Here is a 16638-nt window from a genome sequence, read left to right on the forward strand (position 1 = left end):
CCTCATTTCAGCGGCGAACGGGTGCGTTCCAGTCCGTAGCGCTCGATCTCTTTGTACGGCACGGTGGTGACTTTCTTCTTGCGGACATCCACCAGCGTGACGCGGTCGGTACAGGAGTAGCAGGGGTCGAGGCTGCCGATGATCAGCGGCGCGTCCGACACCGTGTTGCCGCGCAGCATAAAGCGCAGCACCGGCCAGTTGGCGTAGGTGGCGGCGCGGCAACGCCAGCGGAACAGCTTCTGGTTGTCGCCGGTCATGCTCCAGTGGATGTCTTCGCCGCGCGGCGCTTCGGTAAAGCCCAGCGCGAACTTGTGCGGCTGATAATGGATGTGCTCGTTGAGGATCGGCCCGTCCGGCATGTTGTCCAGCCCGAATTCGATCATCGCCAAAGAGGTGAACACTTCACGCACCCGCACCAGTACGCGGGAGTAAACGTCGCCGCCGTCGAGGTGATGCAGCTCCATCGGCAGGTCCAGATAGCCGGCGAACGGGTGGTCGACGCGCACATCGCGCTGAAAACCGCTGGCGCGAATCATCGGCCCCACCGGGCTGTAGTCGCGCGCCACCTGACGGTTCAGCACGCCGACGCCCTGGGTGCGTTGCGCCATGTTGGCGGTGTTGAGCAGCATATCGGTCAACTGCGTCACCTCTGCGCGCATTTCACGGATCAGCCGGATGGTCTTCAGCCGATCTTCTTTCAGGATGTCGCGGCGGATGCCGCCAATCAGGTTAAGACCGTAGGTTTTGCGCGCGCCGGTGAGCATCTCGGCGATCTGCATTGATTTTTCGCGCACCCGGAAGAACTGCATGAAGCCGGTGTCGAAACCGACGAAATGGCTGGACAGCCCGATATTCAACAGGTGACTGTGCAGGCGCTCTACCTCCAGCAGAATGCTGCGGATGGTATGGGCGCGCGCCGGCACCACTACGCCCAGCGCGTTCTCGATGGACGAGGTATACGCCACGCTGTGGGTGAAACCGCAGATGCCGCACACCCGGTCGGACAGAAACGTCACTTCGTTGTAGCCCATGCGGGTTTCCGCCAGCTTTTCCATGCCGCGATGGACGTAGAACAGGCGGTAGTCGGCATCGATAATCTGTTCGCCGTCGACAAACAGCCGGAAGTGCCCCGGTTCGTCGGAGGTGATGTGCAGCGGACCGATCGGCACTACCCGGGTGTCGCCGGTGGCGTCGTTGACGAAGGTGTAGGACTCGTCGTCACGGGTGGGGGCAGGGCGCTGGCGGTAATCCATCGCGTCTTTGCGCAGCGGGTAGAGTTCGTCCGGCCAGTCGTCCGGCAGCACCAGCCGGCGCTCATCCGGCAGGCCGACCGGGATCAGCCCGTACATGTCGCGCACCTCGCGCTCTCCCCACACGGCGGCGGGCACGCGCGGCGTCACCGACGGAAACTCCGGCACCGTTGGGTTGACCAGCGCTTTCACCACCACCCAGCACTTCTCGCCCTGTTCCATCGACAGCACATAGTAGACGGCGAAATGGCCGTTGAGGGTACGCTCGTCGTTGCCGAACAACACCGACAGCCAGCCGCCGTGCTGGTAGTAGAGATATTCCACCACCTCCGGCAACTGGTGCAGTTTGACGGTGATGGTCAACTGATTGGCGGTTTGCCGTTCTTCTTCCAGAATCGCCGTCGGGAATTGCTGTCTGACATGGGCGACGTAATTAGCGCCTAAATTTTCAGCGCTGGTCGCGGCGGATGAATTAATCACGGTACATCTCCTGACGGGAAGGGGTTAACGATGACGCAGGCGCCGTGTCCGGCGTGGTAGTACCCAATGTGGTAGTATCCAACGTGGTAGTACCCGACGTGGTAGTACGGGCGCTCAGCGACGGCCAGCCCAGACTCGGCGGCGTTGGCTCGCCGGCATGGCTGCCGTTTAAAACAATGGCGGTGGCCTGTTCCAGCAAATGGATGACCGGCTGCGGAATGCGGGTACCCATCACCAGCATCAACACCAGCAGAATCAGCATCGGCGCGGTGGTCAGCCAACCCAGTTCGCCTTTGCTGACCGCTTCCGGCTGGCTGCCCAGCACGCTGGTGGCGATCATGCGAACCAGCCCGGCCAGCACCACGGTCAGCAGCGCCAGCAACACCAGCACCAGCGGCAACTGACCGGCGTGGATGCCGGCGGTCACCGTCATGAACTCGCTCAGGAACACGTTGAACGGCGGCATACCGCCGAGCGCCAGCGCGCCGCCGGCCAGCAGCGCGCCCGTCACCGGCGCGACGCGCAGGATGCCTTTCACCGCGTCCATATCACGGGTGCCATATTTCAGCAGTACGTTACCGGAGCCGCAGAACAGCAGGGTTTTCGCCAGACTGTGGTTCAGGGTGTGCAGCAGCGCCGCCAGAATGCCGAGCGGGCCGCCGATGCCGAGCGCCACGGCGATCAACCCCATGTTTTCCACGCTGGAGTAGGCCAGCAGGCGCTTCATGTCGCGCTGTACCAGAATCAGGAACGCGGCGACGGCCACCGACAGCAGGCCGAACACCAGCAACAGCCGTTGCGGAAATTCCGGGCCGATGGCGGCGCTGATCAGGATGGTGTAACGCACGATCACCAGCAGCGCGCAGTTGAGCAGCACGGCGGAGAGCAGGGCGCTGGTGGGGCTGGGCGCCTCGCTGTGGGCGTCCGGCAGCCAGGCGTGCATCGGAAACAGGCCGGTTTTGGTGCCAAAGCCGATCAGAATAAAGATGAACGCCAGATGCATCAGCGTGCTGTCCAGCTCGCCGGCGTGTTGCAGCACCTCGGTCCAGAAAATGGCGTTGCCCGGTTCCGCCATCACGTTGGCGGCATTGGCGTACACCAGCACCGTGCCGTACAGGCCGAACGCGACGCCGACGGTACAAATAATGATGTATTTCCACGCCGCTTCCAGCGACGAGCGTTGGCCGTACAGGCCCACCAGAAACGCCGAACTGAGCGTGGTGGCTTCAATCGCCGCCCACATCAGGATCAGGTTGTTGCTGGTGATCACCAGCAGCATGGTGAACAGGAACAGGTGGAAGAAGCCGTAGTAGTGGCACAGCGTGGTGACGCTAATCTCGCCGCCGTCGACTTCGTGGCGCATGTACCCCATCGAGTAGAGGCCGGTGAGAAAGCCGATTACCCCGAGAATCGCCAGAAACAGCGCGCTCAGGCTGTCGAGATGCAGCCAGCGGTGGGCCGCCAGCAGCTCGCCCTGCTGGTACACCGTCCATACCGCCAGCAATGCCGTCAGCAGCAGCGCGCTGATGCCGAGCAGATGAATCAGGCTCACCAGCGCACGCGCCGCCGAGCCGGTAAAGCGGCAGGCGAACGCCAGCAGGGCGGCAGCAAACGGCACGCCCAGCAGCAGGGAAAAAAGATCCAAAGTCGTCATGTGATTATCCTTTCAGCGCGGTCAGTTGCTGAACATCCAGCGTGTGCAGCGTGCGGTGGATTTTGCGTGCCATCAGCGCCATCACGATGACGGCGAAAATGGCGTCGGTGGCGATGCCGATCTCCACCAGCTCCGGCGCGCGGTAGGCCAGCAGCGCCAGCGTCAGGTGGGCGCCGTTTTCCATCAGGCAGTAGCCGAACACCTGTTTGAGAATGTTGCGCTGGCTGACGATGCACAGCAGGCCGATCAGGAAGTGGCCGAGCGATACCGCCAGCACCGGTTTAAGGTCGTTGACCATCGGCAGTTTTACCGGCGCGACGGCAAAGTAGCTCAACAACACAATCAGGGTGGCGATCAGTATCAGGGTCGCGGTGCCGATTACGCCGCCGTCGGCTTTCGGGTCAGCCAGCCGGCAGAAGGCGAAGCTCATAATGGCGGGCACCATCACCACCTTGGTGATGAAGGCGGTCAGCGACCACAGATACAGCTCGTGGGAGCCCAGCAATCCGCCCAGCGCCACAAAGATCAGCACCAGCACCAGCGACTGCAACGCGTACAGCGCGGCGGACACCGTGGGTTTTCTGGCGGCGATCACCAGCAGCGAGGTGATGATCAGCAAACCAGCCAGATTATTGACGAGAAGAGATCCAGTCATGGGAGTTCCTTATTTCAGCCAGAGTGCGGCGATAACGCTGGAGCACAGCGACATCACGATCAGCACCAGCAGCACCAGATTCATCGACGCCGGCACCGCCGTGGCCGACGCTACTTCCTCAGACGGCTCGCCCGGCACGGTGCGGCCAAACCAGTAGAGGAACCAGGCGAAACTGGCGACCGACTCCACCAGCGCGATGATCAGCAGCGGCAGCAGCCACACGGCGTCGTTTGAGAGCGCAAACCCGGCGGCGAACAGCGGGAATTTGCTGAAGAAGCCGTTGAACGGCGGCACGCCGGTGATCGCCAGCGCCGCCACGCAGAAACCCACGCCCAGCAGCGGCAGGCGCTTCATCATGCCGCGCAACTGCGGCAACATACGGGTGCCGCAGCTGTAGCTGAGCGCGCCGGCCACCAGAAAGAACAGGCTCTTGGCGTAAGCGTGGTTGAAGATGTAGGCCATACCGGCGTCGAAGGCCATGCGCGAGCCGAAAATAGACAGCGACAGCGCCAGAAAGATGTAGGCGAGCTGGGTGATGGTGGAGTAGGCCAGCAGCCGCTTCATGTCTTTTTGCGGCAGGTACATCAGGAAGCCGTACACCAGCGTGATGGTCGCCATGATGACGCCGACCACGCCGATGATGTGCGGCACCTCGACGGCGGACAGAATGGCGCGGGCGAAAATATACACGCCGACTTTCACCATCGAGGCGGCGTGCAGGTAGGCGCTCACCGGCGTCGGCGCTTCCATCGCATCCGGCAGCCAGACATGCAGCGGCAACTGGGCCGACTTGCCCCAGGCCGCGAACAGAATGCCGCCGAACACGATGATTTTGCTGCTGTCGTCCAGTTGCGCGATGGCGCTGAGCGCGAAAGTGCCGGTGGTGGCGAACAGCCAGGCCGCCGCCAGATACAGGCCGACAGACGCGATATGGGTCACCAGCAGCGCTTTCAGCGCCGAGCGCAGCGATTTCGGTTTCTGGTAGTAACCGATCAACGCCCAGGAACAGCCGCCGGTGATTTCAAAGAACAGCAACTGGCCGAGGATAGTGGATGACAGCGTCAGCCCGGCCATTGCGCCGATGAACACCAGCAGAAACGCGTAGTAGCGATTGCTGCCGTCGTGCGGATGTTCGCGGTTGCCCAGCGTCAGGTAGCAGCAGGAGTAGAGGCTGACCAGAAAACCGAGCGACACCACCGCAAAGCCGATCAACAGACTGATGCGGTCAAACACAAAACCGAACAGATCGGCCTGACCGTAACGGTAAAGGGTGACGACCTGGTCGGTTTTGCCGCCGTCGAGGTAACGCCAGGCCAGCAGCGCCATGCCGAGCGTCGCCAGCAGGGCGAATAGCGTACACACCCCTTTGGCGAAGCGCTGCGGCGCAAAGGCGACCAACAACGCGCCGAGAAACGGCAGCAGCAGGGTCGCAAGAGCAATATTCTCCATGATGGATGCCGACTCCTTATAGTCCGGTCAGGTAGAAAACGAACGCCAGCGCCGCCACGCCGAAGCCGAGCCAGGTTACCCGGCCGGTCAGCAGAAAGCGCCCACGCGCCAGGCTGTTTTCGATAATCGCGGCGATGACGAACACCACCACTAGCTTGATGATCAGCGCCAGCGTGCCCCACAGCAGGCTGACCGCCGTGAGCGTTTCGGCCTTGCCGAACGGCACGAAAATCGACAGAAACAGCGTGGCGACCACCACCTGCTTGAGGCTGATGCCCCATTTCACCAGCGCCAGCCCGGCGCCGGCGTATTCGGTCAGCGGCCCTTCCTGTAGTTCCTGCTCCGCTTCCGCCACGTCGAACGGGATTTTGCCCATCTCAATAAAGGTGGCGAAGGCACAGGCCAGCAGCGCCAGCGCGGTGGCGGTGGGGGACACCCAGTGGCCGCTCGCCAGTTTGACGCTGATGTTGCCGATGTTGGTGGAGCCGGCGACCAGCGCCACCACCAACAACGCCAGCATCAGAATCGGCTCGACCAGAATGCCGAGCGTCAGTTCGCGGCTGGCGCCGATACCGGCAAAGGTGCTGCCGGAGTCCAGGCCGGACAGGGAGAAGAAAAAGCGAAATACCGCAAACAGATACAGCAGGGTGATGACGTCGCCCGACGCGCCGAACGGAGAACTGTCGGTCACGGCCGGCAGCGTCATCGCCACCAGCAGCATGGTGGCGAGCAGGATGAACGGCATCAGGCGAAACACGCCGCCGCTATGCTCGGGCGCCACTTCCTGACGGCGCAGCAGCTTGAATATGTCACGGTAATCCTGCAGCAGGCCCGGCCCCTGCCGGGAGTGCATTTTGGCGCGGATCACGCGCGACATGCCGGACAACAGCGGAGCCGCCGCCATCAGCAGGACGGCCTGCAACAGCGCGCCCAGCAGCGGAAAAACGAGTGAAACGTAAGTCATGTTCCGGTCTCCTTAAGCCAGAGTGGCCAGTAGCAGGGCAACCAGCGCCGCCACCACATACAGGCAGTACACCCGGAAATCGCCGTGCTGAATCCATTGCACCGCGCGGCTGATGCGCTGCACGCCGCTGACCACCGGCATCACCACGTGGTCGTCCCATACCGGTTCGACGTACGCCGCCGCCTGCGTGGTCTTTTCCAGCGCCTGTTGCATCGCGGGCGCCGGATCGAGGGTTTTACGCACGCGGTAGAGCGGTGCGAACATCACCCGCAGCGGCTGGGTAAAGCTGCCGGCCGACGCCGACATGGCGGACTCGTAGCCGTAGCCGCAGGCCCAGGGCGTGCCCTTGTGGCGAAAGCCGAGACGCGGCCCGCGCAGCAGGCTGTAGAGCATCAGCGGCAGCAACGGCAGCGCCAGCAGCAGGATGAAAATCAGCGGCGTATTGAGACGGGTTTGCAGGTGGTCGCCGGGGAAGACGCCCAGCCCCGCGGCCATCATGACGGCCGGGGTGTGCGCCAGATCCGCCGCGATGCGGGTCATCACCGGCACCACCACGCTGGCGCCGACGCCGAGCAGCACGCACAGCAGCGCCAGCAGTAACATGGCGACCGTCATCGGCCAGGGGACCTCGCGGGCGTGAGCGGCTTTCTCACTGCGCGGCGCGCCGCAGAAACTGATGCCGTACACTTTGACGAAACACATCGCCGCCAGCGCGCCGGTGATCGCCAGCATCACGATGGCGATCGGCGCGGCCAGCCGCAGGCCGATGCCGCCGTCATGGCTGAGGGTGAACAGCGACTGGTAGGTAAACCATTCGCTGACGAAACCGTTGAGCGGCGGCAGGGCGGATATCGCCATACACCCGACCAAAAACGCCAGCGCGGTACGCGGCATCAGTCGCGACAGGCCGCCCATTTTTTCCATGTCTTTGGTGTGAACGCGGTAGATCACCGCGCCGGCGCCGAGAAACAGCAGCCCCTTGAACACCGCGTGGTTGAGCAGGTGATACAGCCCGCCCAGCAGGCCAAGCAGCGCCAGCAGCGGATGATGGGTGGCGATGCCGATCATGCCGACGCCGACCCCCATCAGAATGATGCCGATGTTCTCCACCGTGTGGTACGCCAGCAAACGCTTGATATCGTGTTCGGCCAGTGCGTACAGCACGCCCAGCACCGACGACACCGCGCCGAACGCCAGCACCACCACGCCCCACCAGGCTTCGGTAGCGCCCAGCAAATCAACACCGACTTTGATGATGCCGAATACGCCGATCTTGACCATCACGCCCGACATCAGTGCCGAGGCGTGCGACGGCGCGGCCGGGTGCGCGCGCGGCAGCCAGCCGTGCAACGGCAGCATCCCGGCTTTGGCGCCGAAGCCGAAGAACGCCAGCAGGAACACCACCGAGGCTTGCGGCGCCGACAACGCGGCGTGGCGGAAATCGGCGAAATCGAGGCTGCTGCTATGACGATAGAGCAGGAAGAAGGCAATCATGATCAGCACCGAACCGGCATGGGCGATCAGGAAATACAGCAACCCGGCGCCGACCGCCTCTTCATCCTGATCGGCGATCACCAGGAAGTAGGAGCTGAGCGACATCACTTCGAACAGCACAATGAAATAGAAGGCGTTGTCCACCACCACCAGCGCTACCATTGAGGCGACAAACAGGTTCATGAAGAAACCCATCGCCCAGGCGCCGCGCCCGCGGTACTCCTCCAGATAAGCCAGCGAATACAGGGCGGACACCGCCACCAGCAGCGAGATCACCAGCGTCATGAAGGCGGCCAGAGTATCGAAGCGCAGCGTGAGGTGAGCGAAGGCGTCAAACGGCCCGTCGAACACGGCGGTCAGTACGCCGCCGCCGAGCAGGACGGGCGCAGCCGCCAGCGCACCGGCACAGCCGCCCGCCAGCGCACACAGCCCGCTTAAGCGAATCGCCAGCGACTCCTGGCGGCACAGACATAACGACAGCAGCGCGCCGGCCAGATACAGCGTGAGCGACAGGCCCAGCCATTGCAGAGACGTCATCAATTGCAGCGGCATCATCATAAAGTTTGCTCCCTGTCAGTCCCTGCGGCGGGAAAAGGGATGTTGCCTTCCGGCCATTCCGCCGCCTGACGGCGTTTGGCGGCGATAGCGTCGTCCAGCGCGGCGTCATCCACCAGATACAGCGCGTGTGTCGGACAGACGCGCACGCACTCCGGCCCCTGTTCGCGGAAGTCGCACAGATCACATTTCACCGCGATGCTGCGCACCCCGGCGTTCCACGCCAGCATCGGATGAACCGACGGCTGACTCACCGGCACATCGGACAGCAGCGACAGCGGGATGTGGTGATCAAACGTAGTAGGGATTGCCAGCGGCGTGCTGCCGGATGGCGTGATGGCGCCGAACGGACAGGCGATGGCGCACAGTTTGCAGCCGATGCAGGTGTTTTCGTCCAGCAGCACGGCGTGGTCCTGATGCCTGATGGCGTTGACCGGGCACACTCTGGCGCAGGGCGCATCCTCACAGTGACGGCATAACACCGGCGCGGTGCCGTTGGCATCGCGCTCGACCGCCAGCCTCGGATGAGACTGCAGGCCCTGCTGGCGATGCACCTGCGTACAGGCCGCCATGCAGGTGTTGCATCCGATACAACGCGTTGGCTCCGCAATGACGAAGCGGTTCATAGCCATACCCTCCGGGGTGATAGAAATGTTTCCTGCGCCGGAAGCATATTCCATGCCATAAGAAAAACAGTGGAGTGATGGTTTTTAAAATCAGTCAGTTAGATAAAACCGCGAAATCAACGGCGGCTAGTCGAACCTGCCGCTCGACATTAGTGACGACATTTTGCCGCCGGTTTTTACCCGATCGTCGTCACCGCCGACAGCATCGGGCGGGGGTAAAAACTCGACACTTTTGACGAGCGTCGCCGGTTTTCTAAGGGATAACGGTAAGTTAGTTACAACATACTATGGCTCGGGCGCTTTCCGCTCGCGGCCGGCGCAGGATCAAGGCGGCTGGCACCGAATTTGCTTAGCATGCTGGCGTGACAAGTCGGCCTCAAACGGCAGGCGGCGATGGCGGGTTGTGCTTGCGGTCGTCCGGGTCGTTATGTGCGCGCTGAGAATCAGCAGGAGACGGTGCTGTCGCCGGAATGAGGTGACGAGCAAGTGTGGTCAGGAAAAACGGGAAATCGTTATGTGTCTGGGAATTCCGGGGCAGGTGGTGGAATGGGCGTCGGCGGATCATCAACTGGCGTGGGTGGATGTGTGCGGCGTGCGGCGCGAAGTCAATGTGGCGCTGGTGCTGGAAGACGGGCAACCGTCATCGCTGGTAGGCCAGTGGGTGCTGGTACACGTCGGGTTTGCCATGAGCCGGCTGGACGAGCAGGAAGCGCGCGATACGCTGGATGCGCTACGGCAGATGGAAGAGGTGGAGTCGGATGTCGGCGTTTTTCTGGCTAAGTCGGTCTGAGTTTGCTGATCCTCATACCGCTACACTTTCGCCAAACTATGTTTTCTTCTCGGAACGGGCTGGTCGTTTCCTTGAAATGGTGCACTTTATGCAGTAACTGCCGGATTGAGCGGTGCAGATGGCGGCAGGAAGGCTCAGGTTTGTCGGAAATAAAGTACTCCCCTATTTAAAGACAAAAATGGATCAACTCGATCTCGTCAGGAAATAACATTTTGGCTTTAATGGAGGCTTTTCAGTAAAATAAGACACTCGGTGGGATTTTGGGATTAGCATGATCATGCATCGTATTGGATTCTTCGTTTGCAGCGGCCACGAGGTACTTGATCTTGCCGGCCCACTTGCAGCGTTTGCTCATGTGGCTAAGGTTGCCGGGTATAGCCCGTACGAACTGTATGTAATCTCGCGATTCGGGAACCCGATCGTGGGTAATGCGGGTCTTGCACTTGAGACGAAACCGTTTGGGGTACATACATTTGACACCGTCATATTTGTCGGGGGAAATATTGACGCCATGCAGTCGCCTGAGAACATAGACGCGGCCAGGCAATTGAGCACCAACGCCTCGCGGATAGCAAGCGTATGTACGGGCGCGTTTCTGCTGGCTGAAACCGGTTTGCTGGATGGGCGTCGGGCAACGACTCATTGGCGTCATGCCGCCCAGCTACAGTCTGCCTTTCCGCGCATCACGGTCGACGCTGATAGTATCTTTATCGCTGACGGACCAATCTGGACATCGGCAGGGCACACGGCTGGAATCGATTTATCGCTCGCTATGATTGAAAAAGATTTGGGTGCTGAAATTACACGCGCTATTGCCAGGCATTTAGTTGTTCCCTATCGTCGGCCTGGAGGCCAGTCTCAGTTTTCAGCTATGTCACAAATGGAACCTGAGTCGGACCGTATTCGCATGGCGCTGAATTTTGCCAGAGAACATCTGGATGAAACGTTGCCTATAGAGCGTCTCGCAGAAGCAGCCAGGCTAAGCCCACGGCAATTTGGACGGGTGTTTCGCCGTGAAACGGGAGAAACACCGGCTAAGGCTGTCGAACGCTTACGTGTTGAGGCTGCCCGATTGCGACTGCAGGATGGTAGCGAACCCATAGAGCAAATCGCCCTTGCCGTGGGGTTCAATGACCCCGAGCGTATGCGACGTGCTTTTATCAAACTTCTTGGACACCCGCCGCAATCAATAAGAAGAGCTGGCAGAATGGATAGAGAACTCTGAGCTTATTTAGGCTCCAGCGCCTACACCATAAATTATATAGCCGCATCTCATCCGGTTGCTGCCGGTTGTGACAGCCTATCTTAGATCTGTTGAGGAAATGGCGGATTGAGTAATGGTTAGACCACGACTGTAGTCCTGCGCATTCAGCAGTTGGCCCTTATTTAATGACAGGAATTCGTGCAAGGCCCTTGGTGGCACCAGGCAGTACTTTTTCAACCATCGCAAGCACCTCCGGCGAAGCACTTCTTGGGTGACCGGAACTGAATTGCGGAGCGGGATCATATTCGATGACAAGCTGTGTGAATTCGGCATGCTGCTTTCCCTTCAGCTTTTCGGCAACATGAAGCGCAAAATCAATACCTGACGTTACACCTCCGCCGCTCATAAATCGGCCGTTGTCATCCTCAACGAAACGATCCGAAACCGGAATGGCGCCGTATTCTGCCAGTCTGTTGACGAAAGCCCAATGGCAGGCACTTCGTTTGCCTTTAAGGACGCCTGCCGCAGCAAGCGAGAGCGAGCCTGTGCATACCGACGTTATATATTTAGCGTTTTTAGCCAGTCGGCCTATCTGAGCCAGATACTCAGGGTGCATGGCTTCAGTCATATCTGAGCCACCAGGTACCATGATCAAATCAGTCTTAAATATATCTATCAGTCGCTCTGTATTGCCGTACTTAACGCCGAATTCGAGAGTTACGGTTCCTCCGTTGAGACTGGCATAGCGAACGTTTGTATTTGGCAGTCGGTGAAAGATCTCGCTGGGGCCGGCAAAGTCGAGAAGCGTACCTCCATTGTATACAGCAAAAACAATGTTGAGAGGTTCGTTTGAAACCTGGCCCCTGCTGCTTAATTGAGCGCCAGGGGCGTTATTTTTAATATCATCTGTCATGGTAATTATCTCCAGGGTTGAGATTCCTTGCAGTCTTGCTGGGTCAGCGGAAAGCCTTCACAGAAAATCCTGTTTGGGAGTGATCAAGCCAGAGGAGCGATGCGCAATCCCTGTGATAGCGCTACCCTGGCCCGATCTTTCGTTTCATTCTGGAAGTGATAGGTTGTGGCGTAAAGGACGTAAATACCTTAAAAAAGGACATCAAGAGGGAAGGGTTAACTAAATGGTTGAACCTAATACCGCTACACTTTGCCAGACCCTGTTTCCCTCCGGGGAATGGACTGGCTGTTTTCATGAAGTGACAAACTTTTTCAGTCACTGCCACATTGAGCGGCTCTAGTGATTATGACAGCCGGGCCGGGTCGTAATTTACAAATACCAGACCGTGTCTCTTTTATCGGCATGGCTACTGCGCAAAGGGCGTGCCGGCGCCGCAGTTCATTGAAGATGCAGCCTGTTTATACTGCCAGGCGACACCGTTATCTCTTAATAGCGGTGTCGCGGCTGGCAGCGTCAGGCGCCGGTCATATCGGGAGAATGCCGGGTGACCACCGGCTCAAGCTTGATACGCATGGCGTAAATCACGCCGACGATCAGGCACAGAATACCGACGGCGGTCATCAGCGGCGGCCACGACTGGCGCAGTATAAAGGTATACGCTAGCGCCGACAGGGTTTCAAACACCAGCAACGGCCCTACCAGTACGGTGGGCAGACGCTGGCTGGCGGCATTCCAGCACAGGGTGCCGAGCCAGGAACTGAACAGGCCGATGACCGCTATCAGCGTCAGGAAACGCCACGGCTGCGGGCCGAACGGCAGCGTAAAATCCGGCGTCGTGACAGCGAGATAACTGTTGACCAGGATGAATCCGGCCAGCGCGATCGGCAACGTCGCCAGCCCCTGCGCGGTGGCCCAGGTGGCAGGCTGTCGATCCGGGTTCTGACGCAGCCAGCGCGCGTTGCGCAGCGGATACCATGTCCAGCAGACGAGCGCCAGCAGCGCCAACGCTATACCGACAAGGTAACGCCCGGCCGGCACATCGGCCGCTTCGCCGTTCAGTTCCGCCATATTCACCAGCAGCAAACCCAATGCAATCAACAGTAACGCCGGAACCAGCCGCCGCCAGGGCATACGTCCGTCGTGACGGCCGTACAGCAGGTTGGCGCTTACCGCCATCACCACCGGCAGCGTGCCGATCAGCATACTGGTGATCGGCACGCCGATGCGTTGAATCGCCGCGGTCAGGAACAGGTAATAAAGTAAATTGCCTACCGCCGCCAGTTTGAATGCCTCCAGCCAGTCGCGGCGCGTCAGCTGTAGCAGCCGTTTTCGGTCTATCCATGCCAGCGGCAATACAATCAGCCCGAATGCCAGGTAACGTCCGGTGGACAATTGCATGGCGGGGTAATCCGGCACCAGCAAGGGCGCGACAAACACCAGTCCCCACATCAGCCCGGCGGACAGGGCAAAAAAGATCCCACTTAGCATGTTTTTTCCTGTTGATACGGCTATGTTCCTGCAATCACTTATATATACCCGCCATCACGCACATTGCGAAAAGCAACCGCGGACTGCCGTTGCACGACGGGGTGAAATACGCCGTCATATCACAAAAAGTTATAAATAGTAAATTTTCCTTATTTGTACGGAATAACAATACTTCGTATGAATAGTGATAACAAGAACGACGGACAAGGGACAAGGGCGTGAACTTTCAACAACTGAAGATTATCCGTGAATCGGCGCGGTGCAACTATAACCTGACCGAAGTCGCCAATACCCTGTTCACTTCCCAGTCTGGCGTGAGCCGTCACATCCGCGAGCTGGAAGAAGAACTGGGTATTGAGATTTTTATCCGCCGCGGCAAGCGTCTGCTGGGTATGACGGAGCCGGGCAAAGAGCTGCTGGTCATGGCCGAACGTATTCTCAACGATGCCAATCATATTCGGCGGCTGGCGAACCTGTTCAGCGACAACGACGTCGGGCAACTGGTGATCGCCACCACTCACACGCAGGCGCGTTACAGCTTGCCGGGCGTGATCAAGGAGTTTCGCGCGCTTTATCCGCAGGTGCAACTGGTGCTCAATCAGGGTACGCCGGATGAAATCGTGGCGATGCTGGAATCCGGCGAAGCGGACATTGGCATCGCTACCGAGCAGTTGATGAACGTGAATTCGCTGGCGGCATTTCCTTACTACCGCTGGCATCACGCTATTCTGGTGCCGGAAGGGCATGCGCTGGCGGACGAGCCGGCGGTCACGCTTGATAAGCTCAGCGCGGTGCCGCTGATTACTTACCGGCAGGGCATCACCGGTCGTTCCCGTATCGATCGCGCGTTCGCCGCCGCCGGCCTGACGCCGCATATTTCCATCAGCGCGCAGGACTCGGATGTGATTAAGACCTACGTCGAACTGGGGCTGGGGGTGGGCATCGTCGCCGACATGTCGTTTGACGCGACGCGCGATCCCGGACTGGTGCGGCTGGATGCGCGCCATCTGTTTGAAGCCAGCACGGTCTGGCTGGGTCTTAAACGCGGGCAGTTGCAACGCAATTACACCTGGAAGTTTATTCAACTGTGCAACCCGGAGCTGACGCAGGATGACATCAAGGCTCGGGTGTTCGCCGAAGACAACGAAGCGGTGATCGATTATCAAATCTGACGGCGGCGATTCAACCGCCAGTCCCCGAAAATCCGGCCGCGTGTTGTTGCTGCGCGTCCGGATTTTTTTGTGATGGTCATCGGCGCTGGGGCAGCCGGCACACAGTGATGAAACGCATAATTATGAAAAGTTCCCTGAATGAAGCGCTTGATCTCAGGGGGAGGGGATAGTAGCATGCCGCGGCATAACAACAGGTTATGCTTTTTTATTTTCTTTTGCGATACAAATAGTTGCGCATTTTAAATGCATAACTATTTGATTACGCACTCTGTTTTGGTGAGTCACATGTTTGCCTGTGGATCACGTAATTGTGCAAAAAACAACCTTCACCTCTCCCCTTATCTGTCGTAGTTCAGCAGTTAGCTGGAATGTCCGATGGCAGTGGTTTCACCATCGGCAAGTAGTCGCAGGGAGCACAGACAATGGATTCGTATCATGAAAAAACAGAAAGTTAGCCTTGCCTGGCAAATTCTCATCGCGTTGGTCATCGGTATTGCCGTCGGAGCCTGGTTGCATGAAAACCCGGCCAATAAGCAGTGGTTGATCGCCAACGTCCTGAGCCCGGCCGGGGATATTTTTATTCGGTTGATTAAGATGATTGTGGTGCCGATTGTTATCACCACGCTGGTGGTGGGCATCGCCGGCGTCGGCGACGCCAAAAAACTGGGGCGCATCGGTTTCAAAACCATCCTGTATTTTGAAGTTATTACCACGCTGGCGATTGTGATCGGCATTACGCTGGCCAATGTATTCCAGCCGGGGCACGGCATTGACATGTCGATGCTCACCCGGGTGGACATTTCCCAATACGAGAAAACCACCGAGCAGGTGCAAAGCGGTTCGCACAGCCTGGTGAGCACCATTCTGTCGTTGATTCCGCCCAACATTTTCGCCGCGCTGGCCAAGGGCGAAATGCTGCCGGTGATCTTTTTCTCGGTGCTGTTCGGCCTCGGGTTGTCGTCGCTGGCGCGCGAACAGCGTGAACCGCTGCTGAACGTGTTTCGCAGCGCGTCGGAAACCATGTTCCGCGTCACCAACATGATCATGCGCTATGCGCCGGTCGGGGTATTTGCGCTTATTTCCGTTACTGTCGCCAACTTCGGTTTCGCCTCGCTGTGGCCGCTCGCCAAGCTGGTGATTCTGGTCTATATCGCGATTTTGTTCTTTGGGCTGGTGGTGATGGGCGCGGTGGCGCGGCTGTGCGGGCTGCGCATCATGACGCTGATCCGCATTCTGAAGGATGAGTTGATCCTGGCTTACTCCACCGCCAGCTCGGAAACGGTGCTGCCGCGCATTATCCAGAAGATGGAAGCCTATGGCGCGCCGAAAGCCATCACCAGCTTTGTGGTGCCGACCGGTTATTCGTTCAATCTGGACGGCTCCACGCTGTACCAGAGCATCGCCGCCATTTTCATTGCCCAGTTGTACGGTATCGATCTCAGCCTGTGGCAGGAACTGGTGCTGGTGTTGACGTTGATGATCACCTCCAAGGGCATTGCCGGCGTGCCGGGCGTCTCCTTTGTGGTGTTGCTGGCGACGCTGGGCAGCGTCGGCATTCCGCTGGAAGGGCTGGCGTTCATCGCCGGGGTGGACCGCATTCTGGATATGGCGCGCACCGCGCTTAACGTGGTGGGCAATGCGTTGGCGGTGCTGGTGATCGCCAAATGGGAAGGGCAGTTCGATGAAGAGAAGGCGCGTGCGTACGAGCAGGAACGGGCGACGCTGGCGACACGTCCCGCCGGTCAGGAATAATCCTGCCGCGTGATGTCAGACAACCGGGCCCTGGCCCGGTTTTTTTACGTCGGCAGGTCGCCGTCTTTCAGCCTGTGCAATCGTCAGCGGCGACGAAGTTGAATTGAATGATGCATACTGGCGGCTGGCAAATCTGGCTGCCCGAGCTTTCGGGTATGGAATAGCCATCCACACGATGGATTTTTTCATGTG

13 protein-coding genes are annotated in these 16638 nt (G+C 59.4%); 4 read left to right on the forward strand and 9 right to left on the reverse strand.

The features are described from left to right. Positions 1–2: 2 nt before the first annotated feature. From CVE23_RS08125 to CVE23_RS08155, 7 genes are read right to left on the reverse strand one after another with little or no spacing between them, the layout of a single operon-like run. Positions 3–1730: a hydrogenase large subunit gene (locus CVE23_RS08125; RefSeq protein WP_038918525.1), complete on the reverse strand. Its 1728-nt coding sequence runs from the start codon at positions 1728–1730 to the stop codon at positions 3–5. Further along, positions 1723–3384 (reverse strand): hydrogenase 4 subunit F, encoded by a 1662-nt coding sequence (locus CVE23_RS08130; RefSeq protein ID WP_100849267.1) that lies wholly within the window; start codon positions 3382–3384, stop codon positions 1723–1725. The genes CVE23_RS08125 and CVE23_RS08130 overlap by 8 nt, the downstream gene beginning before the upstream one ends. A 4-nt stretch (positions 3385–3388) precedes the next feature. After that, positions 3389–4039 carry a hydrogenase 4 membrane subunit gene (hyfE, locus tag CVE23_RS08135; protein ID WP_013317235.1) on the reverse strand — a complete coding sequence of 217 codons (651 nt, stop codon included), beginning with the start codon at positions 4037–4039 and terminating at the stop codon, positions 3389–3391. A gap of 9 nt (positions 4040–4048) precedes the next feature. Continuing rightward, the gene (locus CVE23_RS08140; RefSeq protein WP_100849268.1) at positions 4049–5488 is read right to left on the reverse strand and encodes a hydrogenase 4 subunit D; all 1440 of its coding nucleotides are present in this window, start codon (positions 5486–5488) and stop codon (positions 4049–4051) included. Positions 5489–5504: 16 nt separating this feature from the next. Continuing rightward, a complete protein-coding gene (locus tag CVE23_RS08145) occupies positions 5505–6452 on the reverse strand; it encodes a respiratory chain complex I subunit 1 family protein (protein WP_100849269.1) in 948 nt (315 codons plus the stop codon). Between the two features lie 12 nt (positions 6453–6464). Next, a complete protein-coding gene (gene hyfB / locus CVE23_RS08150) occupies positions 6465–8504 on the reverse strand; it encodes a hydrogenase 4 subunit B (RefSeq protein ID WP_162942919.1) in 2040 nt (679 codons plus the stop codon). Continuing rightward, on the reverse strand, positions 8501–9127 hold the full coding sequence (locus tag CVE23_RS08155; protein WP_038660206.1) for a 4Fe-4S dicluster domain-containing protein: 627 nt from the start codon (positions 9125–9127) through the stop codon (positions 8501–8503). The genes hyfB and CVE23_RS08155 overlap by 4 nt, the downstream gene beginning before the upstream one ends. Before the next feature lie 514 nt (positions 9128–9641). Here CVE23_RS08155 and hybG point away from each other — a divergent pair. Further along, a complete protein-coding gene (hybG, locus tag CVE23_RS08160; RefSeq protein ID WP_038918529.1) occupies positions 9642–9917 on the forward strand; it encodes a hydrogenase maturation factor HybG in 276 nt (91 codons plus the stop codon). Positions 9918–10194: 277 nt separating this feature from the next. Further along, on the forward strand, positions 10195–11142 hold the full coding sequence (locus CVE23_RS08165; protein ID WP_038920885.1) for a GlxA family transcriptional regulator: 948 nt from the start codon (positions 10195–10197) through the stop codon (positions 11140–11142). Between the two features lie 157 nt (positions 11143–11299). Here CVE23_RS08165 and CVE23_RS08170 read toward each other — a convergent pair whose 3' ends face one another. Together CVE23_RS08170 and CVE23_RS08175 are read right to left on the reverse strand one after the other, a co-directional pair. Further along, complete coding sequence (locus CVE23_RS08170; protein ID WP_100849270.1) at positions 11300–12034, reverse strand: DJ-1/PfpI family protein; 735 nt, start codon at positions 12032–12034, stop codon at positions 11300–11302. 513 nt (positions 12035–12547) lie between these two features. Continuing rightward, entirely contained in the window at positions 12548–13522 is a 975-nt protein-coding gene (locus CVE23_RS08175; protein ID WP_049854959.1) for a DMT family transporter, read from the reverse strand. Positions 13523–13740: 218 nt separating this feature from the next. Between CVE23_RS08175 and cbl the strand changes: the two genes are divergently transcribed. Continuing rightward, positions 13741–14694, forward strand: a complete 954-nt coding sequence (gene cbl / locus CVE23_RS08180) for an HTH-type transcriptional regulator Cbl (RefSeq protein ID WP_038918533.1) — start codon at positions 13741–13743, stop codon at positions 14692–14694. A 435-nt stretch (positions 14695–15129) separates the two neighbouring features. Continuing rightward, the gene (gene gltP, locus CVE23_RS08185) at positions 15130–16446 is read left to right on the forward strand and encodes a glutamate/aspartate:proton symporter GltP (protein WP_038918534.1); all 1317 of its coding nucleotides are present in this window, start codon (positions 15130–15132) and stop codon (positions 16444–16446) included. Positions 16447–16638: the final 192 nt, after the last annotated feature.

It is taken from the genome of Dickeya fangzhongdai (assembly GCF_002812485.1).
Lineage (GTDB): Bacteria > Pseudomonadota > Gammaproteobacteria > Enterobacterales > Enterobacteriaceae > Dickeya > Dickeya fangzhongdai.

Excerpts from the sequence above, each read along its gene's own strand:
- CVE23_RS08165 (WP_038920885.1), top strand. The coding sequence starts at position 10,195 with ATGCATCGTATTGGATTCTTCGTTTGCAGCGGCCACGAGGTACTTGAT.
- hybG (WP_038918529.1), top strand. The coding sequence starts at position 9,642 with ATGTGTCTGGGAATTCCGGGGCAGGTGGTGGAATGGGCGTCGGCGGAT.
- hyfE (WP_013317235.1), bottom strand. The coding sequence starts at position 4,039 with ATGACTGGATCTCTTCTCGTCAATAATCTGGCTGGTTTGCTGATCATC.
- hyfB (WP_162942919.1), bottom strand. The coding sequence starts at position 8,504 with ATGATGATGCCGCTGCAATTGATGACGTCTCTGCAATGGCTGGGCCTG.
- CVE23_RS08140 (WP_100849268.1), bottom strand. The coding sequence starts at position 5,488 with ATGGAGAATATTGCTCTTGCGACCCTGCTGCTGCCGTTTCTCGGCGCG.
- CVE23_RS08175 (WP_049854959.1), bottom strand. The coding sequence starts at position 13,522 with ATGCTAAGTGGGATCTTTTTTGCCCTGTCCGCCGGGCTGATGTGGGGA.
- CVE23_RS08170 (WP_100849270.1), bottom strand. The coding sequence starts at position 12,034 with ATGACAGATGATATTAAAAATAACGCCCCTGGCGCTCAATTAAGCAGC.
- CVE23_RS08130 (WP_100849267.1), bottom strand. The coding sequence starts at position 3,384 with ATGACGACTTTGGATCTTTTTTCCCTGCTGCTGGGCGTGCCGTTTGCT.
- CVE23_RS08155 (WP_038660206.1), bottom strand. The coding sequence starts at position 9,127 with ATGAACCGCTTCGTCATTGCGGAGCCAACGCGTTGTATCGGATGCAAC.
- CVE23_RS08145 (WP_100849269.1), bottom strand. The coding sequence starts at position 6,452 with ATGACTTACGTTTCACTCGTTTTTCCGCTGCTGGGCGCGCTGTTGCAG.
- gltP (WP_038918534.1), top strand. The coding sequence starts at position 15,130 with ATGAAAAAACAGAAAGTTAGCCTTGCCTGGCAAATTCTCATCGCGTTG.